This window comes from Pseudomonas parafulva (assembly GCF_002021815.1).
Classification (GTDB): domain Bacteria; phylum Pseudomonadota; class Gammaproteobacteria; order Pseudomonadales; family Pseudomonadaceae; genus Aquipseudomonas; species Aquipseudomonas parafulva_B.
Genome location: NZ_CP019952.1, coordinates 339,247 through 360,928, shown reverse-complemented (window position 1 = coordinate 360,928; position 21,682 = coordinate 339,247). Strand labels below are relative to the sequence as shown.

The window sequence follows — 21,682 nt, the reverse complement described above, 5'->3', positions numbered from 1 at the left end:
CTAAAACACCTCTAGACTTTCGCACACATGGAAGCAGGTACTCAGCGGCTGCCTTTACCTTACCCTAGCTGAGATAGAGTATTTGGTTCTAATAACGATTTCTGTATTCCACTGCATAAAACTAATTTTTCGGTCTGACACCTACCTAAACGCCTACCGTTGTCATAAGTATTTTCTGAGCATAAAGATAAAAGAACAGCGCACGCGAGACATCAAAGGCAACACCTATTTTTGCATTGACTCAGAATTGGACATAAAAAAACGCCCCCGGCCTTTCGACCGGGGGCGTTTTCATTGAGCCTGAGCTAACTCAGTTCTTGGCTTTCTTGGCCGCGCGGGTACGCTCGCCTTCGTCCAGGATCTTCTTGCGCAGACGGATCGACTTAGGCGTGACTTCGCACAGCTCGTCGTCCTGGATGAATTCCAGGGCCTGTTCCAGGGTGTGGCGAACTGGCGGAACCAGGGCGATGACTTCGTCCTTGCCCGAAGCACGCATGTTGTCGAGCTTCTTGCCTTTGGTCGGGTTCACGCCCAGGTCGTTGTCGCGGCTGTTCAGGCCGATGATCTGACCACCGTAGATTTCCTGACCGTGCTCGACGAACAGCTTGCCGCGCGCCTGCAGGGTTTCCAGGGAGTAGGTCAGGGCCTTGCCGGTCTCGACCGATACCAGGACACCGTTCAGACGGCCGGACATCTGGCCCGACTTCATGGTGTCGTAGCGATCGAAGATCGAGGTCAGGATGCCTGCACCGTTGGTCAGGGTCAGGAACTGGTTACGGAAACCGATCAGGCCACGGGCCGGGATGTTGTACTCAAGGCGCACACGGCCTTTGCCATCCGGAACCATGTTGGTCAGGTCGCCCTTACGCAGGCCCATCTCTTCCATGACCTTGCCCTGGGATTCTTCAGGGATGTCGATGGTGACGTTTTCGAACGGCTCTTGCTTGACGCCGTCGACTTCACGAATGATCACTTCCGGACGGCCCACAGCCATCTCGAAGCCTTCGCGACGCATGGTTTCGATCAGTACCGACAGGTGCAGCTCGCCACGGCCCGATACCTTGAACTTGTCAGGGGAATCGGTTTCCTGAACGCGCAGGGCCACGTTGTACAGCAGTTCCTTGTCCAGACGGTCCTTGATGTTCCGGCTGGTGACGAACTTGCCTTCCTTGCCGCAGAACGGCGAATCGTTGACCTGGAAGGTCATGGATACGGTTGGCTCGTCAACGGTCAGTGGCTTCATCGCCTCGACCGCGGTTGGGTCACACAGGGTGTCGGAGATGAACAGCTCGTCGAAACCGCTGATGCAGACGATGTCGCCAGCCTGGGCTTCTTCAACGTCGACGCGGTGCAGACCGTGGTGGCCCATCAGCTTCAGGATACGACCGTTACGCTTCTTGCCGTTGGTGTCGATGGCGACAACCGGGGTGTTGGGCTTGACGCGACCACGGGCGATGCGGCCAACGCCGATCACGCCGAGGAAGCTGTTATAGTCCAGTGCCGAGATTTGCATCTGGAACGGGCCGTCACGGTCAACCGAAGGCGCAGGTACGTTGTCGATGATCGACTGATACAGCGGGGTCATGTCTTCGGCCATATCGGTGTGGTCCAGGCCGGCGATGCCGTTCAGGGCCGAGGCGTAGACGACTTTGAAGTCCAGCTGCTCATCGGTGGCGCCCAGATTGTCGAACAGATCGAAGATCTGGTCCAGAACCCAGTCAGGACGCGCGCCCGGACGGTCGACCTTGTTGATGACCACGATTGGCTTGAGGCCAGCTTCGAACGCCTTCTTGGTCACGAAGCGGGTCTGTGGCATCGGGCCGTCCTGGGCATCGACCAGCAGCAGCACGGAGTCGACCATCGACATCACACGCTCAACCTCGCCACCGAAGTCGGCGTGGCCGGGGGTGTCGACGATGTTGATGTGGTAGCCGTTCCAGTTGATGGCGGTGTTCTTCGCCAGAATGGTAATGCCGCGCTCTTTTTCCTGGTCGTTGGAGTCCATCACGCGCTCGTCGTTGAGCTCGTTACGCTCGAGCGTGCCCGACTGGCGCAGGAGTTTGTCGACCAGGGTGGTTTTACCATGGTCAACGTGGGCGATGATGGCGATGTTACGCAGATTTTCGATCACAACTGTATCTCGATCAGAGGATTCGGTTGCCGCCAGTGTAGGCGGCGAATAAGTACGTTTGAGGCTCAGCGGGCCCGTAGGTCGGGAGGGCGATGGCGGATGCTGCCGCCATACAGCCCTGGCGTCTTATGCCGGACGATAAACACGCACATTGGCATGTCCCTCACTGAGCAGGTGGTGTGCGTGCAGACGGCTCATCACACCTTTGTCGCAATACAGCAAGTACTGGCGCGTGGGGTCCAGGTGCTTGAACTTGCTGTTGATGGCATAGAACGGGAGCGCCTGGACTTCGATACCGTTGATCGCCAGAGGCTCGTCCTCCTGGGCGTCGGGGTGGCGGATATCGATGACGATCTGGCCCGGCAATGCCTCGGCCACTTCTTCGATCTCGATGCCCTTGCCCAGCTCATCGATCACATGGTCGATGGAGATGAACTTGGCGCGCTCAATGGCGCGCTCGAGCACCTGCATCTCGAACTGCTTTTCTTCGTGCTCCATGCGGTGACGCTTGGCATGGGTGGTCGGGTTCACCGAAATCACGCCGCAGTACTCAGGCATGTGCTTGGCGAAATCGGCGGTCCCGATGGCGTTGGCCTGGTCGATGATGTCCTGCTTGTGGGTCGCCAGCAGAGGGCGCAGCACCAGCATGTCGGTGGCCGAGTCGATGATCGACAGGTTCGGCAGGGTCTGGCTGGACACTTGGGATATGGCTTCGCCGGTCACCAGTGCGTTGATCTCGAGTCGCTCGGCCATGCGCGTTGCGGCGCGCAGCATCATGCGTTTGAGGGTGACGCCCATGTAGCTGTTGTCGACCTTGTTGAGGATCTCGCCGACCACTTCCTCGAAGGGCACGCTGATGAACAGTACGCGCTGGCTGCTGCCGTACTTCTTCCAAAGGAAATGTGCCACTTCCATCACGCCCAGTTCGTGGGCACGTCCGCCGAGGTTGAAGAAGCAGAAGTGCGTCATCAGGCCGCGACGCATCATCTGGTAGGCGGCCACGGTAGAGTCGAAGCCGCCGGACATCAGGACCAAGGTCTGCTCCAGGGCGCCAAGCGGGTAACCGCCGATCCCCTGGTGCTGGTTGTGGATCACGAACAGGCGCTGGTTGCGAATTTCGATGCGTACCAGCACATCCGGGTTCTTCAACGTGATACCGGCCGCACCGCACTGCTGACGCAACTGGCTGCCAACGTAGCGATCAACGTCCATCGACGTGAAGTCATGGTGCCCACCGCGCTTGCAACGCACCGCAAAGTGCTTGCCGGCCAGCAGGTGACCGAAGTGCTGCTTGCACTTGGCAACGATGTCGTCGAAGTCACCCAGGGGGTACTCCTCGACCTGCAGGAAGTGGGTGATACCCGGTGTACAGGTCAGGCGCTCGACGATCTCGCGCTGAACCTTGTCGTCCTCGATGCGGGTGATCACTTCGAGGTTGTCCCAGACACCATCGACCACGAGCTCAGGATCCAGATCCTTGAGCACGTTGCGGATGTTCTTGGCGAGCTGACGGATGAAGCGCTTGCGCACCGGCCGGCTCTTGATGGTGATCTCTGGGAAGACTTTGACGATAAGTTTCATTGGTTTACAGCGCGCGCAGGGCCTGCCGAAAATGAGGGGCGCGAATTATATCGGAAATTGCTCAGGATTTGACCAACTTTTGAGCAGAAGCTTGCAGAAAAATGCAGGAGACCACCTTCAGACACCGCGCTTTGGGGCTTGAGGAGGTATCTGCATGGTAGGGGTAGACGGCGCATAGCATCTGGTTGAACCCATACCTGGAACATGGCCAGCTCACAGCCATCCAATCCGACGCACCCTATTGGTGCGAAACTCAAAAAAATCGCATCGTAAGGGTGCACTTTTTCATCTGCAGCCCCAGCCAGATGCCCGTAAACGCCTCCTTCTGTCCAGACCTCGCCATTTTCGAGCACTGGCATGCAATTTGCTCCCTTGTGAGGCAGGTAAGCTTGGCCGACTATCCGCGCCCGGCAACACCCTTTTTCCAGGGCGGCGGCCAACCGTGCCCTAGACCATCCGGAGGACAACATGTCGAAGTCGGTTCAGCTCATCAAAGATCATGACGTCAAGTGGATTGATCTGCGTTTCACGGACACCAAAGGTACTCAGCACCACGTGACCATGCCGGCGCGTGATGCGTTGGACGAAGACTTCTTCGAAGTCGGCAAGATGTTCGACGGCTCCTCCATCGCTGGCTGGAAAGGCATCGAAGCCTCCGACATGATCCTGATGCCGGTGGACGAAACTGCCGTTTTGGATCCGTTCACCGAAGAGCCGACGCTGATCATCACCTGTGACATCGTCGACCCGTCGAGCATGCAGGGCTACGACCGCGACCCACGTGCGATCGCCAAGCGCGCAGAGGAATACCTCAAGAGCACTGGCATCGGTGATACCGTGTTCGCCGGCCCAGAGCCTGAATTCTTCATCTTCGAAGAAGTGAAGTTCCAGTCGGACATCTCCGGCTCGATGTTCAAGATCTTCTCCGAGCAAGGCTCGTGGATGACCGGTGCCGATATCGAAGGCGGCAACAAAGGCCACCGTCCAGGCGTCAAAGGTGGCTACTTCCCCGTGCCACCCTTCGACCACGACCACGAAATCCGTACTGCCATGTGCAACGCACTGGAAGAAATGGGCCAACTGGTCGAAGTGCACCACCACGAAGTGGCCACTGCCGGCCAGAACGAAATCGGCGTCAAGTTCAACACCCTGGTGAAGAAGGCCGACGAAGTCCAGGCTCTTAAGTATGTCGTGCACAATGTTGCCGACGCCTACGGCCGCACCGCGACCTTCATGCCAAAGCCGCTGTACGGCGACAACGGCTCGGGCATGCACGTGCACATGTCGATCTGGAAAGACGGCAAGAACACCTTCGCAGGTGAAGGCTATGCCGGCCTGTCTGACACCGCCCTGTACTTCATCGGCGGCATCATCAAGCACGGTAAGGCCCTGAACGGCTTCACCAACCCGTCGACCAACTCGTACAAGCGTCTGGTCCCAGGTTTCGAAGCACCGGTAATGCTGGCCTACTCGGCGCGCAACCGTTCGGCTTCGATCCGTATTCCCTATGTTGGCAGCCCGAAAGCCCGCCGTATCGAAGCGCGCTTCCCGGACCCATCGGCCAACCCGTACCTGGCCTTCGCGGCCTTGCTGATGGCTGGCCTGGACGGCATCCAGAACAAGATCCACCCAGGCGATGCAGCCGACAAAAACCTGTATGACCTGCCGCCTGAAGAAGCCAAGGACATCCCGCAGGTGTGCGGCAGCTTGAAAGAAGCGCTGGAAGAGCTGGACAAAGGTCGTGCGTTCCTGACCAAGGGCGGCGTCTTCTCCGACGACTTCATCGACGCGTTCATCGAGCTCAAGAGCGAAGAAGAAATCAAGGTCCGCACCTTCGTTCACCCGCTTGAATACGAGCTGTACTACAGCTGCTGATCTGATCGGCGCCTGGCGCCGATGACATGATCGAAACGGCCTCCCTTGGGAGGCCGTTTGCGTTTTGGACTTCAAGCATTTCGGAAGTTGCCTACCTCGATCCGTTGCCCTTCCCTCTCAAAATCAAGCCTCCATCCTAAGGAGGCACCCCATGCGCAATCGACTGCTTTGCCTGCTCACCGCGTTCAGCTTGAGCGGCTGCAGCGCCGCTTCACCGCGGCACCCTGCTCTTGAGCCGTTGCTAGATACCATTGAGCAGCGCCTGGCCATTGCACAGGCCGTTGCCCTGCACAAATGGGACAAAGAGCAACCCGTGCAAGCCACTGACCGCGAGCAAGCAGTCTTGGCGCGCGTGCAGGTGGCCGCGCCCGGGCTGGGCCTGGCCCCGCACGATGCCGAAGCCTTTTTTGCCGACCAGATAGAAGCCAACAAGCTCGTGCAGTACACCCTGCTTCACCAATGGCGCCTGGAAGGGCGGGCGCCGGACAACCTTCGGGCGGACCTGCAGACCGTCATTCGCCCGAAGCTGGACAGGCTAGAAGGTCAGTTGCTTAAACAGCTCGCGGCATTCAGGCGTCAGGACGGTCAGGCCTGCGCACGAAGCGTGGCCACCGCTATTGCGAGCCGGCCAAGTGCACCGCTGATGAAGCAGGGCATGATCAGGGCAACTGGCCAGCTTTGCGATCCGTCTTAAACACCCTATGCTCCAAAATGGTGCAGCAATTCCATGGCCGCACTGCGATTCAAGCCATAATGAGGCACCTGAAACGTTAATGCAGTGTCTTCTGGTGCGAATCTGGGCGAAAACTCACAGGATTCTGTCGAATCTGCCTCTTTTCGGCGCCTTGGTTTGTTTCTTGCATTTCCAGACCAACAGCCACCACTGGATGTGTCGCGCATCGCGCGCCTCCTTTGCCAGCAAGCACCGAAAGAGGTCGACGCCGCACCATGACCATCAGCGATGCACAACACCGTCTGCTTTTGGACAACCTGACCACGGCCACGCTGCTGCTCAATGCCGAGCTGCGGCTGGAGTACATGAACCCGGCCGCCGAAATGCTGCTAGCCGTCAGTGGCCAGCGCAGTCACGGGCAGTTCATCAGCGAACTGTTCACCGAGTCCACCGAAGCGTTGAGTTCGCTGCGTCAGGCCGTGGAGCAGGCGCACCCCTTCACCAAGCGTGAAGCCCAGTTGACCTCGCTGACGGGGCAGACCATCACGGTGGACTATGCCGTCACACCAATCCTGCACCTGGGCCAGACCTTGCTCTTGCTGGAGGTCCACCCGCGCGATCGCCTGCTGCGCATCACCAAGGAAGAAGCCCAGCTGAGCAAGCAAGAGACCACCAAGATGCTGGTGCGCGGCTTGGCCCATGAGATCAAGAACCCGCTGGGCGGTATTCGCGGTGCAGCACAATTGCTGGCGCGTCAGTTGCCCGAAGAGAGCTTGCGCGATTACACCAACGTGATCATCGAGGAAGCTGACCGCCTGCGAAACCTGGTCGATCGCATGCTGGGCTCGAACAAGCTGCCGTCGCTGGCCATGACCAATATCCACGAGGTGCTGGAGCGGGTATGCAGCTTGGTGGAGGCCGAAAGCCAGGGCTGCATCACCCTGGCGCGCGACTATGACCCCAGCCTTCCGGACGTGCTGATCGACCGCGAACAGATGATCCAGGCGGTGCTCAACATCGTGCGCAACGCCATGCAGGCCATCAGCTCGCAAAATGAGCTGCGCCTGGGCCGCATCACCTTGCGCAGCCGGGCACTGCGCCAGTTCACCATCGGCCACGTGCGCCATCGCCTGGTGGCACGCGTCGAGATCATCGACAACGGCCCTGGCATCCCTGCCGAGCTGCAGGACACCCTCTTCTACCCCATGGTCAGTGGTCGCCCGGACGGTACCGGCCTGGGCCTGGCCATTACCCAAAACATCATCAGCCAGCACCAGGGGCTGATCGAGTGTGAAAGCCACGCAGGCCACACCGCCTTCTCAATCTATCTGCCCCTGGAACAAGGAGCCACCGCCTCATGAGCCGAAGTGAAACCGTATGGATCGTCGACGATGATCGCTCCATTCGCTGGGTCCTTGAAAAAGCCCTGCAACAGGAAGGGATGACCACCCAGAGCTTCGACAGCGCCGAGGGTGTCATGGGTCGCCTGGCCCGTCAGCAGCCAGACGTGATCATTTCCGACATCCGCATGCCTGGCTCCAGTGGCCTGGAGCTTCTGGCGCAGATACGCGACCAACACCCTCGCCTGCCGGTCATCATCATGACCGCACACTCGGACCTGGATAGCGCAGTGGCGTCATACCAGGGCGGCGCTTTCGAGTATTTGCCCAAACCTTTCGATGTGGATGAAGCGGTTGCCCTAGTCAAGCGTGCCAACCAGCACGCCCAGGAGCAGCAAGGGTTGGAGGTGCCGCAAAACCTGGCGCGCACGCCTGAAATCATCGGTGAAGCACCGGCAATGCAGGAGGTGTTCCGTGCCATCGGGCGCCTGAGCCATTCCAACATCACCGTACTGATCAATGGCGAGTCCGGTACGGGCAAGGAGCTGGTCGCCCACGCACTGCATCGGCACAGCCCGCGGGCAGCCGCACCTTTCATCGCCTTGAACATGGCGGCGATCCCCAAGGACCTGATGGAGTCGGAGCTGTTTGGCCATGAAAAAGGCGCTTTCACTGGCGCGGCCAACCTGCGTCGAGGACGCTTCGAGCAAGCGGACGGCGGCACACTGTTTCTCGATGAAATCGGCGACATGCCGGCCGATACCCAGACGCGCCTGCTGCGCGTGCTGGCCGACGGCGAGTTCTATCGCGTCGGCGGCCACATTCCGGTCAAGGTCGATGTGCGCATCATTGCAGCGACCCACCAGAACCTGGAGGCGCTGGTGCAGGCCGGCAAGTTCCGCGAAGACCTGTTCCATCGCCTGAACGTCATTCGCATTCATATCCCTCGGTTGGCAGATCGCCGTGAAGACATTCCCGCCCTTGCTCGCCATTTCCTGGCCAGGGCGGCCCAGGAGCTGTCGGTAGAACCCAAGGTACTCAAGCCCGAGACCGAGGAATTCATCCGCAACCTGCCATGGCCGGGCAACGTGCGACAGATGGAAAACACCTGCCGCTGGATCACGGTAATGGCTTCGAGCCGTGAGGTACTGATCGGCGATTTGCCACCTGAGTTATTGAACCTGCCGCAGGATGCCACGCCGGTTACCAACTGGGAGCAAGCGCTGCGCCAGTGGGCGGACCAGGCACTGGCGCGCGGGCAGACCAGCTTGCTCGACAGCGCCGTACCGAGTTTCGAACGCATCATGATCGAGACGGCCCTCAAGCACACCGCAGGGCGGCGCCGAGATGCGGCATTGTTGCTGGGATGGGGTCGCAACACCTTGACGCGCAAGATCAAGGAGCTGGGCATGAACGTCGCCGGTGGTGATGAGGAAGAGGGTGAAGACCACTAGGCGTCGACTGCTGCAGAACACCAGAGAAGGGCCGCTTAGCGGCCCTTTTCAGTTTGAGGGTTAGGTGCACCGTTGCTGTGCCACACGCACCGCCTGAAGGCACAAATGGCCGCGCATACTGGCCGTTTTCCCCCTTTTACCCCGCATTAACAGGGTTCAAAAGTTGGCACGGCACCTGCAATAAGACAAATAACTCCAGTTTCGGGGCCCTGGTACAGGCAGGCCAGGTGACCCCTCTTTTATTCGCTCACGCACACGTTTCGGGGACCTTGGTACAGGCAGGCCGGGAATCCCCTCTTTTATTCGTGCAGGTCCACCTGCACACGCCAGCGTCCAGATACTTCTTCACTGGACCAGTGACCCTGCAGCGTACGCGCAGCCACCACCGTCAACAGCAGGCCCTCCTGACTGTCCTGCACTCGCCAGCTGACCGGCTTGCCACGCACGGTCAGCTGCCCTCGCTGAGGGCGGCCCTTGGCCTGAAACAGCAACGCCACGGTGCCTTCCACAATCTCGCCATGCAGCTTGGGTTCTGCGTTGAACCACAACACCAACCCGTCTTGCGCCACGCTCACCTGCTGCAACTCACGCTCGACGGGCGCGGTCAGGCGGCCAATCATCAAGCCGATCATCACGCCCACAATCGCCAATGAAAGCATCACCCGAGGGAAGGCTTTCGATCGCACGTCCAGTTCAGGGGTAGAATGCTCGCCATCTTCATGCTTGGAGCCGTGCATGTTTCACGTCATCCTTTTTCAACCCGAAATTCCACCCAATACGGGCAACATCATTCGCCTGTGCGCCAACAGCGGGTGCGCGCTGCACCTGATCGAACCCATCAGCTTCGAACTGGACGACAAGCGCTTGCGCCGCGCAGGCCTCGATTACCACGAGTATGCCACGCTCAAGCGCCACCCGAGCCTGGCGCACTGCCTCGAAAGCCTGGGCCAGCCACGGCTCTTCGCCTTCACGACCAAAGGTTCGCACCCTTTCCATGAAGTGGCCTACCAGCCAGGCGATGCGTTTCTGTTCGGCCCCGAAAGCCGCGGCCTGCCGACCGAAGTGCTGGACAGCCTGCCTGCCGAACAACGGCTGCGACTGCCCATGCGCCCCGGCTGCCGGAGCCTGAACCTGTCCAACACAGTGGCGGTGACGGTCTATGAAGCCTGGCGCCAGAATGGGTTTGCCGGCAGCTGACAAAGCGCTACGCAGCAGCGCAATAGCCCACGGGGGCCTGCTAGAGGCTTTATACCAGGCAAACAAAAAGCGCCACTAAGGGCGCTTTTCGTGATGCGGGCGATCACTGCACGGTGGGTGCTTCGCCGGCTTCCTGCATGCGCTGCATTTCTTGCGCATACAGCGCATCGAAGTTGACCGGCGACAGCATCAGGGCCGGGAACGAGCCACGGGTCACCAGGCTGTCCAGGGTTTCGCGGGCATACGGGAACAGGATGTTCGGGCAGAACGCACCCAAGGTGTGGCTCATCGACTCGGCATCCAGGTTCTTGATCAGGAAGATACCCGCCTGCTGCACTTCGGCGATGAAGGCGACTTCGTCACCGTTCTTGACCGTCACCGACAGGGTCAGCACCACTTCGTGGAAGTCGCCTTCCAGGGCCTTTTGCTTGGTGTTCAGGTCAAGCCCAACGCTCGGCTCCCAGGTCTGACGGAAGATCTGCGGGCTTTTCGGGGCTTCGAACGACAAGTCACGCACGTAGATGCGCTGCATCGAGAACTGAGGGCTGTTGTCTTCTGCAGCAGCGCCGGTGGTCTGTTGGTCAGTCATGGCAGATCCTTATCCTAATGTTTGGGAATGCAGTGCAAAAATCAGTCGGCAAGCAGTGCGTCGAGCTTACCGGCGCGCTCCAGGGCATGCAGTTCATCGCAGCCACCGACGTGGGTGCTGCCGATCCAGATTTGCGGCACGGAGGTGCGACCGGCCTTCTGGGTCATTTCAGCGCGAACCTGCGGCTTGCCATCGACCTTGATTTCCTCGAATGCCACACCCTTGCTTTCGAGCAGGTACTTGGCACGCATGCAGTAGGGGCAGTAGTCGCTGGAATAGACGATGACAGGTTTCATATCACTTCACCAAAGGCAGGTTGTCGGCTTTCCAGCTGGAAACGCCACCGCTGAGCTTGGCAGCGTTGTAACCAGCCTTGAGCAGGTCGCGGCACACGGTGCCGGCATGCTGACCCATCGCGTCCACCACGATCAGGGTCTTGTCCTTGTGCTTTTCAAGCTCGGTCATGCGGGTGGCCAGCTTGTCCTGGGGGATGCTGAGCGCACCGACGATGTGACCGGCAGCATATTCCTTGGCCGGGCGAATATCGATTACCAGGCCTTTGTCGGCGTTGACCAGGGCGGTGAGTTGCCCATTGCTCAGGCTTTGCCCGCCACGGCGGATTTCGTTGACCAGCAATGCCGCCAGCAGAACGACGAAGATCGCCACCAGGAGGTAGTGGTTTGTCGCGAATTGAATCAGGTTAGCAACCATCTGGGGTGTTCCACGCGATTGAAAATGCCGGCCAGTATACACACCAGCCCGGTGCCACCAAAGCCTGACCGGGCCGTGAAGCAAGTGCCGTTACACAATGCCGTGAGGGTGCGCCGGTCGGGCTTGAGGACGATTATTCGCCCACACCGGCGCATTTGCCCTAAAATGCGTGTCTTTATCATCTTTGAACAACCGTGAGTTTGATTGATGACGAGCACGCCCAAACCCCTGGTCCTGATCATCCTGGACGGCTTCGGTTACAGCGAAAGCCCTGAGTACAACGCCATCCACGCCGCCAACACGCCGGTGTACGACCGCTTGCAGGCTACCCAGCCGCACGGCCTGATTTCCGGTTCGGGCATGGATGTCGGCCTGCCGGATGGCCAGATGGGCAACTCCGAGGTCGGCCACATGAACCTGGGCGCCGGGCGCGTCGTTTACCAGGACTTCACCCGCGTCACCAAGGCCATCCGTGACGGCGAGTTCTTCACCAACCCGGTGCTCACCGGTGCGGTCAATGCGGCGGCGGGCGCTGGCAAGGCCGTGCACATTCTCGGCCTGCTGTCCGACGGTGGCGTTCACAGCCACCAGGACCACCTCGTTGCCATGGCTGAGCTGGCTGCGCAGCGTGGGGCCGAAAAAATCTACCTGCACGCCTTCCTCGATGGCCGCGACACCCCGCCGCGCAGCGCCCAGTCCTCCATCGAACTGCTCGATGCCACGTTCGCCCGGTTGGGCAAAGGCCGCATCGCCAGTCTCATCGGCCGCTATTTTGCCATGGACCGCGACAACCGCTGGGACCGGGTGAGCGCCGCTTACAACCTGATCGTAGACAGTGACGCGCAATACACCGCCGACACTGCCCTGGCCGGTCTCGAAGCAGCCTACGCCCGCGATGAGAGTGATGAGTTCGTCAAGGCCACGCGCATCGGCGAGCCCGTCAAGGTCGAAGACGGCGATGCAGTGATTTTCATGAACTTCCGCGCCGACCGCGCCCGCGAGCTGTCGCGCGTGTTCGTCGAGCCGGACTTCAACGAATTCCCGCGCGCGCGTCTGCCGAAAGTGGCGGCGTTCATCGGCCTGACCCAGTATTCGGCCAAGATCCCGGCGCCGGCCGCCTTCGCGCCGGCCAGCCTGCACAACGTGCTGGGCGAATACCTGGCGAACAATGGCAAGACCCAGCTGCGCATCGCCGAGACCGAAAAGTACGCACATGTCACCTTCTTCTTCTCGGGCGGGCGCGAAGAACCATTCGAAGGCGAAGAGCGCATCCTCATTCCATCGCCCAAGGTCGCTACTTATGACCTGCAGCCGGAAATGAGCGCGCCCGAAGTCACCGACCGCATCGTCGAAGCCATCGAGCAGCAGCGTCATGACGTGATCGTGGTGAACTACGCGAACGGCGACATGGTTGGCCATACCGGTGTGTTCGATGCCGCAGTCAAGGCCGTCGAGGCCCTGGATGGCTGCATGGGCCGCATCGTCGCGGCGCTGGACAAGGTCGGTGGCGAAGCACTGATCACGGCTGACCATGGCAACGTCGAGCAAATGGAAGACGAATCCACCGGCCAGGCGCATACCGCACACACCACCGAGCCGGTGCCGTTCATCTATGTAGGCAAGCGCAACCTCAAGGTCCGCGAAGGCGGAGTGCTGGCAGACGTGGCACCGACCATGCTCAAGCTGCTGGGGCTGGAGAAGCCTGCCGAGATGACAGGCACGTCCATCCTGATCGACGCCTGACAGTCATGCCACACGCCACAAGAAGCACGGGCCAGTTCGCGGCCCTTTCCTGTGGCGTGTAGCGTGCAGCCTGCCGCTCATTCATACTAGGCCAGTCTCCATCCCCGGTATGCCAAACCCATGCTTCGCGCCCTGATCCTTCTCGCCTTGTCTTGCCTGCTCACCCCGGCGTTCGCCGACGAGCGCGCACAGACCCAGCAGCAACTGGACGCCACCCGCCAGGACATCGCCGAGCTCAAGAAAACCTTGGGCAAGCTCCAGGAAGAAAAGGCCGGCGTGCAGAAAGACCTGAAGGCCACCGAAACCGACATCGGCAACCTGGAGAAGCAGGTGGAGGCCCTGCAGCAGCAACTAAAAAAGACCGAGGGCGAGCTGGAGCGCCTTGATACCGAGAAAAAAAAACTCCAGAGCGCCCGCGTTGAACAACAGCGGCTGATTGCCATCCAGGCCCGTTCGGCCTATCAGAACGGCCGTGAGGAATACCTCAAGCTGCTGCTCAACCAGCAGAACCCCGAAAAATTCGCGCGAACACTCACCTATTACGACTACCTGAGCAAGGCGCGCCTGGAGCAACTGCGCGCCTTCAATGACACCCTGCGCCAACTGGCCGGTGTCGAACGTGACATCGGCAACCAGCAAGCGCAATTGCTGGCCCAGCGCGCCGACCTCGATACCCGCCGCCAGGCGCTAGAAGTCGAACGAGGCAAGCGCCGCGAGGTGCTGGCCAAGCTCAACGGCGATGTGAAGGACCGCGACCAGAAGCTGCGCGCCCGCGAGCAGGACCAGGCCGACCTTTCCAAGGTACTCAAGACCATCGAGGAAACCCTGGCCCGCCAGGCGCGTGAAGCCGAGCAGGCACGCCAACGCGCACTGCTGGCTCAGCAGGAGGCGGAAAAACGCCGCCAGCAAGAGGCACTCGCCGCCGCAGCCCGTGACAAGGCGCCCGAGCCAGTCGAGCCACCTCGCAAGGCCCGCGCGACCCTCGGCCCCATGGTTTCGAGCGACGGTGCCAGTTATGGCGGCGCATTTTCTGCGTCCCGCGGAAAACTTCCATGGCCCGTCAATGGTCGATTGCTGGCACGCTTCGGGGATGCCCGTGGCGGTGATTCACGCGCCAAGTGGGACGGGGTGATGATCAGTGCCAACCCCGGTACTCAGGTGCGGGCTGTCCATGGAGGCCGTGTGGTGTTCGCCGACTGGTTGCGTGGCGCCGGTCTTCTGGTCATTCTCGACCACGGCAATGGTTACCTGAGCCTGTATGGCCACAACCAGAGCCTGCTCAAGAGCGCCGGTGACGTCGTCAAGGCGGGCGAAGCCATTTCGACAGTCGGCGATAGCGGTGGCCAGGAGGCTGCCGGTCTGTATTTCGCCATCCGCCAGCAGGGCCGGCCTTCCGACCCCTCCCAGTGGTGCCGCGGCTAGTCAAACTTATGTGGCGCAGCGTGTGCTGTGCCCATGCTCCGAAGGGAGCGTCTACAGGATCAGGAGTTCGTTCGACATGCTGCACTCGCCCCGTCTTACCCAGCTGGCCCTGTCCATCGCCCTGGCGGTCGGCGCACCCCTGGCCATTGCTGCAGAGCCTGCCAAGGCGGCTGCCGTGCCCGTCACCGAGGTCACTGCCAAAGAGCCGCTGCCGCTTGAAGAGCTGCGCACCTTCGCCGAGGTCATGGACCGTATCAAGGCAGCTTACGTCGAGCCTGTCGATGACAAGACCCTGCTGGAAAACGCCATCAAAGGCATGCTCAGCAACCTCGATCCTCACTCGGCCTACCTGGGCCCTGAAGACTTTCAAGAGCTTCAGGAAAGTACCAGCGGTGAGTTTGGCGGCCTGGGCATCGAAGTCGGCCAGGAAGACGGTTTCATCAAGGTGGTCTCGCCCATTGATGACACCCCAGCGTCCAAGGCCGGCGTGCAGGCGGGCGACTTGATCGTGAATATCAACGGCGCACCGACCCGCGGCCAGACCATGACCGAGGCCGTGGACAAGATGCGCGGCAAAGTGGGCGACAAGATCACCCTGACGTTGGTGCGCGATGGGGGTACGCCGTTCGATGTGACCCTTGCTCGTGCAGTCATTCAGGTTAAAAGCGTCAAGAGCCAACTGCTCGAGAACGATTACGGCTATATCCGCATCACCCAATTCCAGGTCAAGACCGGCGACGAAGTGGGCAAGGCCTTGGCCAAGCTGCGCAAGGACAACGGCAAGAAGCTGCGTGGCGTTATCCTGGACCTGCGCAACAACCCGGGGGGCGTGTTGCAGTCGGCGGTGGAAGTGGCTGACCACTTCTTGACCAAGGGCCTGATCGTGTACACCAAAGGGCGGATCGCCAATTCCGAGCTGCGCTTCTCGGCTGACCCTGCCGATGCCAGCGAAGGTGTGCCACTGGTGGTGCTGATCAACGGCGGCAGCGCCTCGGCCTCGGAAATCGTCGCGGGCGCCTTGCAAGACCAGAAGCGCGGCGTGCTGATGGGCACCGACAGTTTTGGCAAGGGCTCGGTCCAGACCGTGCTGCCCCTGGCCAACGACCGTGCCCTGAAGCTGACCACTGCCCTGTACTTCACCCCCAACGGTCGCTCCATCCAGGCCCAGGGTATCGTGCCGGACATCGAGGTCCGCCAGGCCAAGCTTACGGCCGAAGCGGACAACGACAACTTCAAGGAAGCCGACCTGCAGGGGCACCTGGGCAACGGCAATGGGGGCGCCGACCGTCCCACCGGCAGCAGCAAGCGCAAGGAGCGGCCGCAGGACAACGACTTCCAGCTGAGCCAGGCCCTGAGCCTGCTCAAGGGCCTGAACATCACCAAAGGCAGCTGAGCCACCCATGCGTTATTTGCTGTATCTGCTGATCGGGCTGATGGCGGGCGTGGCGCACGCGGCGCCCACCAGCCAGGCCTACATGAGCATCATCATCGATGACCTCGGCCAAAGCCCCGAACGCGACAGTCGAACCCTGGCGCTGCCGGGGCCGGTGACCATGGCCATCATGCCCGACACCCCGCATGCCACCGATTTCGCCCGCCAGGCGCATAAGGCGGGTAAAACCGTCATCCTGCACATGCCCATGGACCCGGCCACCGGGCCCTATGCCTGGCACCCCGGCGTGCCGCAAGACGAGCTTGCCAGGCGTCTTGATGCGGCCCTTGCCAAGGTGCCTTATGCCGCTGGCGTGAACAACCACATGGGCAGCCGCATGACGGCACAACGCGACGCCATGACCTGGTTGATGGGTGAGCTACAGCGCCGCGACCTGTTCTTCGTCGACAGCCGCACCAGCGCTGCGACCGTGGCCGCGGCACAAGCCCAGGCACAGGGCACGGCGAATGTCTCCAGGGATGTATTTCTGGATGATGACCGCACGCCGGAGGCAATTACGCACCAACTGCACCAAGGCATCGCCCTGGCACGCAAGCAGGGCTCGGCAGTGCTGATTGGCCACCCGTATCCACAGACCCTCGAAGTGCTGGAGCGCGAACTGCCAAACCTCACGCGACAGGGTGTGAAGCTGATCAACCTACAGCAGATGATTGCCGAACGAAGCAACCTGGCCATGCCCGCCCATGGCAAGCAAGGCCGCTACAGCAACCGTTGAGCGGGCATCGCGAACGATGCCCGTCAAGCAGGTCATGTGAACGGAATGATGCCCCGTGCCTGTTCCAGCGTCAGCCTTCCTCGGTGCAGACGAAGGCCTGACTGAGCAGCCAACTGGCTGCTCATGCGTCGTTGCTTCCAGGTTTTCAAATGCCCGACGGTGAAGTCTTCGGCGTATGCGTCGGGCGAGTCGAAATGAAAATGGGCGGCCCAGAGATTGCGCTTGCTCGGCAGGCGCAAGATTTTGTATTCATCGAAGGCAGTGCCATTTTGCATGGTTCGCCGTTCCACATACTCCACCTTGAGCAAGCCTTCGTTGTGCAGGAATTTCAAAGCCTCGGCAGAGGGATAGCTGGTGTCCGTATAGAGTGTTGTGAGCTGCAGTTTCTTGTCCGCCCGCAGTGCATCGGCGTGCCGCTCCAGAGCCCTGAGTAGCATGTCGTTGCCGCCTCCATCCCGGACAACGGCTGCCGCTTGATCCATCTTTTCGAGCTGGGTGTCGTAAAGCTGGACCAGGGCGCCACTTTTGATATCGTTCTTGACATAGGCCTCAGCCTTTTCCCTGATCGCATCGCTTTCTTCGATCAGCGATTGCACCCACAGGCTCAAATCCGCAGGTGGTGGTTCATCAGACAATGAAGGCCGTTTGGCAGGCTCGCGCTGCTGCCATTGCCCGTCCACTTTCTCGAAGATCGCCAATAGCTCATTGCTGAACGATTCACGAACTTCCAGTAGTGGTTTTCCGTCCACGATCACTTGCGTGCCAAACAGCAATTGCCCGTGTGCATTGCGGACCAGATGCTGCGGTGTGTCGGAAGCCTTGTAAGGTGAACGTGCGTTGGACGTGCTGTTGCCCTGCCCCCCATCTTGTTCGCGCGCCGCTTCAAGCAGGCGCCGACCGGCATCGAGCTTGAGCTTTTCCACATGTGCGCGATAACGGTCGAGCATGGCTGGCTCAATCAGATTGCCGCCGTCTCTGCGGATACGATCACTGTTGAGCAGGGCGGCAGAGTACTCGTCCCAGGCTTCCTGCAGAATCGAGATCCGATCCTGGGCCTCTAGATTGGCAAAATCCAGTTCGCCGTGGGCTTCAGCCGCATTGCGCAACCCTATGCTCGCCAGATCTTCACGGTAGCCAAAGAGTTTTTTCTGGCCTGCTGCATCGTCAAGGTGCAGTGCCAGATCCGCCAAGTTGAGTACCTGATGGAAACGCATCTGTACGGTGGTGAATTTGCGCAACGCAATCAACCCGCCTGTCGTCCGAGGTGCGTCGCCGTCCGCGCCTATGATTTCAAAGTCATCGGGTGTATCGGCGAGCTGTTGATCGAGGTGTTCAAAGGCGGTCAGCACGTGGTCTTGCATATCGACAACAAGCGTCAATCGTTGTCGGAAGCGCTGATACTCAGCCTTCACCTGCGTCAGGTCTTGCCCCTCGATACGCTTTTGCAGCTGGTCAAGGTCAGCATAATCGCTGAGGCTCCACAGCTCGGTCACGATGAAATCACTGTTCCGGATGATATTTGCGCGAGTCGTGACCTCGTAGCCTGGCAAAATTTCATTCCACCCGCCTTTTTCCAACTCGGTGCGATACTTCGGCTCTTTCATGGCTGAGAGCAGCGGCAGGATCGCTGTATCTGCAACAACGGCAGTTTCCAATTGCTGAACGGCAGCCTTTCGCATGCTGACGGCCTCAGCCTCCCATTGAGCAATACGCGCATCGAACTGGTCGATCAGAAGCTGGAGTTTCTGTGATTCCTCACCTGGCGGAAGCGCAGCTTGGGCTTGATGTGTACTCTCTCTGCGGGTTCTAAGCGCAGTCAGCTTCGATTGCAAGCTCACCACTTCAGCGCCTAGCCGGTGGAACTCATTGGAAGCCGCCACCCTGCGTTCATCATGGGCATTGATCGCTTTGTGCAGCTCACGGAATTGGTTGGCAAGGCGAGCGCGAGTCCCGCTGCGATTCATACCTCCCGAAAGGCGCAGCGACGAGTCTATGCGCCATACGCCGTCAACGCGGGTCAACCATGGCCCTGGATTAGCTTGGCTATCGACCACTCGAACACCGGCAGGTAGAAGCTCCACGCGGTAGACCTCACTCGCGAGCATGACGTAATGATTGCCACCTATCAGGTAGAGCCCGGCAGCTTCCCCGGCAGTCAGTGGCATGAGCCCTGCGAGTGAAACGCTCGAACGCATGGCCAACAATGCAGCTTTCTGGGTTGCAGGCAACCAGTTGAACCCCTGCTGACCACGCCATGAGAAGTCAAGCCATCGGCTGGACAGCACGCGTGGTGTCTGACCATCGACCAAATCAACGTATGTCGGGTCTACTGCTAGCTCGGCAAAGGCGCCACGCTGGGGTGCAGGGCCCATAAAGGCCCCGGCATCTAGAGGTGTTTCAACGACCAGCGGCAGTGTTGGAGGCCGCCGTGCATGCAACAGCGTCATCCCCATGTTGAGCAACAGATCGACAATGGCGGCGCAGCGACTGAACGCATTGCCTTGCTCAAGCGCCAGCAAGTCGTTTTCCAGCGCGGCCATCAACTGCACTAGCCAGGCAACAGAAGCAATCGGGCCCGAGACCGCCAGGGTCGCTACATCAAAAAGAAGCCAGGCACCTTCGGTGAGGGTCTGCCAGCGGTTTTCGGCATTTGACACAGTATGAGCTTCGGCAAGCTGCACGAGCAGCTCACAATTAGCGGTATACAGTTTCTCATCGATATCCGAGCGCCAGAATTCAACGGACAATGTTGCTGGAGCCGGCGTTTCAGGCGGTGTGAAAAAGTCCTGGTTCAGCACGGCAATATGTGGCTCGAGAAAGCCACCGTTCTGGTAGATCGCCTGTGCCGCGGGCTCCATCCACGGCAGGATGCTGTCTTGCAGCCGCTGCGATTCCCGGACGTGTTCCAACAATGCGTCGAGGCTTGCGTACTGGCGAAGCGTATCTTGCTTGAAGAGCGGCCGATACAGCAGTACCAAAGCTGGCTCGGTGCAGTAAAGCACATACATGCCGCTAACCTTGTCGACGTGCCGGGAGGAGGCGCTGCGTCGAAACACCAGCGGCAGGAGCAACACCCGCGGGTCGGCTATGTCCACATGCCCCGCGCAGAAATCAACCACGCACTGCAAGCCGTTTTCCTTGACCTTGCCGTCAGTCATACCCGTGACGGCACTGGCGAGCAAAGCGCTTCGCCATTCTTTACCCATCTTTCGAACTCGCTCGGTACGCCTGTCCGGGGCTTTCAATGCGTCGGCCACATAACGGGGATAGTGCGCACCGATATCAACTTGGGATACAAGCTGCCTGGCGGCTTTGGCATCGAGCCAGTCAGGGCGTTCGCCACCGCTGCGGTGGCGGACTTGGGTGATGATCGCTCCCTTGAGCGAGGCCAGGTTACCGATGGCGAAGTCTGTCAGACTCTTGCTTCCCGCATATTCAAGAGGCTCCCCGCCGCCTGCACCGGTAGCAGCACCACCCGGGATCCCTTGTGCCATGGCCAGGTCCAGCACAATATCGTCGGGTGAGCAGCTCTCTTCATGGTCCTGGATCATCTGCTGGGTCAGGCGTTGACGGGCGTATGCCTCAAGCGACTCGACACCATCGAGCGCTGCAATACCGTCCGACTCAAGTTGATAGGTCGCAATTTGCACCAGTGCAGCGCCCCATGCGAACGTGTCCCTGCCGGCAGCGCTCCACAGCCCAGGCGGCGTGTTTACTGCGGGGGTATCGTTTTCATAACTTATGAACCAGTCAGTGAGATCGCTCAGCCTTGCAAAACGGGCTTCAAGTGCTGTGACATCGCTCAAACCACGCAAACACGCAGCGTCGACCCGGTCGAATAGCGTCTGTAACAACAAAGCGGTTTGTGCTGCAAAGACATTCCCTTCGATTGGATAACGGGTCCAGGTCATACGATCGAACGCGTAGCGTTGTGCCAACTCATCACGCAACGCAACACTGAAATCGCTTAACGAGCCAAAGCTGCGCACGATACCCGAAGGTGCGCACCACAGAACGGCTTCTCGCTCGTCCCACTCCCCGCAAACCAGCAAGTTACACAGCTTTTGTTCATGCTCCAGCGGTCTATCACCCAGCGTAACCCGCACGGCGTAAACGGCTGCATGGTTTGGCTCTGCGCTGATGAGGCCTCTGAGGCAGGCCTGCTCTTGCGTGTCCAGGTCCTGAAGGGGCAAACCACGCAGGAGTGCAATTTTGAGCAACAGCTGCATCCAGTGATCACGGGTGATACCGGCATCGCTCTGACTGTTCCAGTACTGCAACTGAGCCTCACAGAAATGTTGAGGTAGTTGCTCGACCAACTCGTTGAGCGCTGTAGAGACCCCACTAAGTTGCCGAGTGTCCAATGGCGCCTCGGACCCTGCAAAGCGGAAACCTGCAGTCAACCCCACATTGTGGTGACGCCCGTCGGGCAAAGGCTCCAGATCGAGTGGCTCAGACTCGAGCATGGCTTTAAGTATTCGATCTACGAAAGGTTCAGTCGCCCAGTAAGGTGTAGCGGGGTCTGGGCTGTCCAAGGTCAGGGGGTCTGCGGACGTCAGTGCAGGTGTGGTGAAGGCCAGCCATGGCAGCTTGTCGTTCAATAGCTGCAACAACTGCTTGCTGGCCACCTGTCGCAGCGTTGGCCTGCCTGAAAAAAACCTGGCTACTGCCTGCTTGAAATCGAATATGGGCGTTGCAGGATTGTTCATGTTTACACACCTCTTGAAAAACCAAGAGGCTGCTACAAGTCGCAAGGTCCGCGTCGCTACATATTGCTTGGCCTGGATTGAGCATTCTG

Annotated in this window: 16 protein-coding genes; 9 read left to right on the top strand and 7 right to left on the bottom strand. The window is 59.9% G+C overall.

Annotation, left to right across the window (positions count from 1 at the left end; genetic code table 11):
• Nucleotides 1-310: 310 nt before the first annotated feature.
• Both typA and thiI read right to left on the bottom strand, forming a co-directional pair.
• The gene (typA, locus tag B2J77_RS01555) at nucleotides 311-2,131 is read right to left on the bottom strand and encodes a translational GTPase TypA (RefSeq protein WP_023532979.1); all 1,821 of its coding nucleotides are present in this window, start codon (nucleotides 2,129-2,131) and stop codon (nucleotides 311-313) included.
• Nucleotides 2,132-2,257: 126 nt separating this feature from the next.
• Nucleotides 2,258-3,712 carry a tRNA uracil 4-sulfurtransferase ThiI gene (gene thiI / locus B2J77_RS01550; RefSeq protein ID WP_078477854.1) on the bottom strand — a complete coding sequence of 485 codons (1,455 nt, stop codon included), beginning with the start codon at nucleotides 3,710-3,712 and terminating at the stop codon, nucleotides 2,258-2,260.
• A 468-nt stretch (nucleotides 3,713-4,180) separates the two neighbouring features.
• On the opposite strand from thiI, the gene glnA reads away from it, so the two are divergent.
• The 4 genes from glnA (at nucleotide 4,181) to ntrC (ending at nucleotide 9,054) form a co-directional block, all read left to right on the top strand.
• Nucleotides 4,181-5,587, top strand: a complete 1,407-nt coding sequence (glnA, locus tag B2J77_RS01545) for a type I glutamate--ammonia ligase (RefSeq protein WP_078477853.1) — start codon at nucleotides 4,181-4,183, stop codon at nucleotides 5,585-5,587.
• A gap of 151 nt (nucleotides 5,588-5,738) precedes the next feature.
• Entirely contained in the window at nucleotides 5,739-6,281 is a 543-nt protein-coding gene (locus B2J77_RS01540; protein ID WP_078477852.1) for a chorismate mutase, read from the top strand.
• A 254-nt stretch (nucleotides 6,282-6,535) separates the two neighbouring features.
• Complete coding sequence (gene glnL, locus B2J77_RS01535) at nucleotides 6,536-7,621, top strand: nitrogen regulation protein NR(II) (RefSeq protein ID WP_058639155.1); 1,086 nt, start codon at nucleotides 6,536-6,538, stop codon at nucleotides 7,619-7,621.
• Nucleotides 7,618-9,054, top strand: coding sequence for a nitrogen regulation protein NR(I) (ntrC, locus tag B2J77_RS01530; protein WP_058639156.1), 1,437 nt, complete (start codon nucleotides 7,618-7,620; stop codon nucleotides 9,052-9,054). The genes glnL and ntrC overlap by 4 nt, the downstream gene beginning before the upstream one ends.
• 299 nt (nucleotides 9,055-9,353) lie before the next feature.
• Here ntrC and B2J77_RS01525 read toward each other — a convergent pair whose 3' ends face one another.
• Nucleotides 9,354-9,791: a hypothetical protein gene (locus B2J77_RS01525; protein WP_058639157.1), complete on the bottom strand. Its 438-nt coding sequence runs from the start codon at nucleotides 9,789-9,791 to the stop codon at nucleotides 9,354-9,356.
• Between B2J77_RS01525 and trmL the strand changes: the two genes are divergently transcribed.
• Nucleotides 9,790-10,251, top strand: coding sequence for a tRNA (uridine(34)/cytosine(34)/5-carboxymethylaminomethyluridine(34)-2'-O)-methyltransferase TrmL (trmL, locus tag B2J77_RS01520; RefSeq protein WP_058604254.1), 462 nt, complete (start codon nucleotides 9,790-9,792; stop codon nucleotides 10,249-10,251). The genes B2J77_RS01525 and trmL overlap by 2 nt on opposite strands.
• Nucleotides 10,252-10,354: 103 nt before the next feature.
• Here trmL and secB read toward each other — a convergent pair whose 3' ends face one another.
• From secB to B2J77_RS01505, 3 genes are read right to left on the bottom strand one after another with little or no spacing between them, the layout of a single operon-like run.
• Nucleotides 10,355-10,840: a protein-export chaperone SecB gene (gene secB, locus B2J77_RS01515; RefSeq protein ID WP_023532907.1), complete on the bottom strand. Its 486-nt coding sequence runs from the start codon at nucleotides 10,838-10,840 to the stop codon at nucleotides 10,355-10,357.
• A 41-nt stretch (nucleotides 10,841-10,881) separates the two neighbouring features.
• The gene (grxC, locus tag B2J77_RS01510) at nucleotides 10,882-11,136 is read right to left on the bottom strand and encodes a glutaredoxin 3 (RefSeq protein WP_023532936.1); all 255 of its coding nucleotides are present in this window, start codon (nucleotides 11,134-11,136) and stop codon (nucleotides 10,882-10,884) included.
• Between the two features lies 1 nt (nucleotide 11,137).
• On the bottom strand, nucleotides 11,138-11,551 hold the full coding sequence (locus tag B2J77_RS01505) for a rhodanese-like domain-containing protein (protein ID WP_023532978.1): 414 nt from the start codon (nucleotides 11,549-11,551) through the stop codon (nucleotides 11,138-11,140).
• A gap of 207 nt (nucleotides 11,552-11,758) precedes the next feature.
• Between B2J77_RS01505 and gpmI the strand changes: the two genes are divergently transcribed.
• The 4 genes from gpmI to B2J77_RS01485 all read left to right on the top strand — a co-directional run bounded on the left by gpmI (nucleotide 11,759) and on the right by B2J77_RS01485 (nucleotide 16,884).
• Entirely contained in the window at nucleotides 11,759-13,294 is a 1,536-nt protein-coding gene (gene gpmI / locus B2J77_RS01500) for a 2,3-bisphosphoglycerate-independent phosphoglycerate mutase (RefSeq protein ID WP_078477851.1), read from the top strand.
• 120 nt (nucleotides 13,295-13,414) lie between these two features.
• Complete coding sequence (locus B2J77_RS01495) at nucleotides 13,415-14,716, top strand: murein hydrolase activator EnvC family protein (RefSeq protein WP_058639159.1); 1,302 nt, start codon at nucleotides 13,415-13,417, stop codon at nucleotides 14,714-14,716.
• A 76-nt stretch (nucleotides 14,717-14,792) separates the two neighbouring features.
• The gene (locus B2J77_RS01490) at nucleotides 14,793-16,109 is read left to right on the top strand and encodes a S41 family peptidase (RefSeq protein ID WP_078477850.1); all 1,317 of its coding nucleotides are present in this window, start codon (nucleotides 14,793-14,795) and stop codon (nucleotides 16,107-16,109) included.
• Nucleotides 16,110-16,116: 7 nt separating this feature from the next.
• The gene (locus B2J77_RS01485; RefSeq protein ID WP_058639160.1) at nucleotides 16,117-16,884 is read left to right on the top strand and encodes a divergent polysaccharide deacetylase family protein; all 768 of its coding nucleotides are present in this window, start codon (nucleotides 16,117-16,119) and stop codon (nucleotides 16,882-16,884) included.
• Nucleotides 16,885-16,916: 32 nt separating this feature from the next.
• On the opposite strand, the gene B2J77_RS01480 is transcribed toward B2J77_RS01485, so the two are convergent.
• Entirely contained in the window at nucleotides 16,917-21,593 is a 4,677-nt protein-coding gene (locus B2J77_RS01480; protein WP_078477849.1) for a DUF6543 domain-containing protein, read from the bottom strand.
• Between the last annotated feature and the right edge of the window lie 89 nt (nucleotides 21,594-21,682).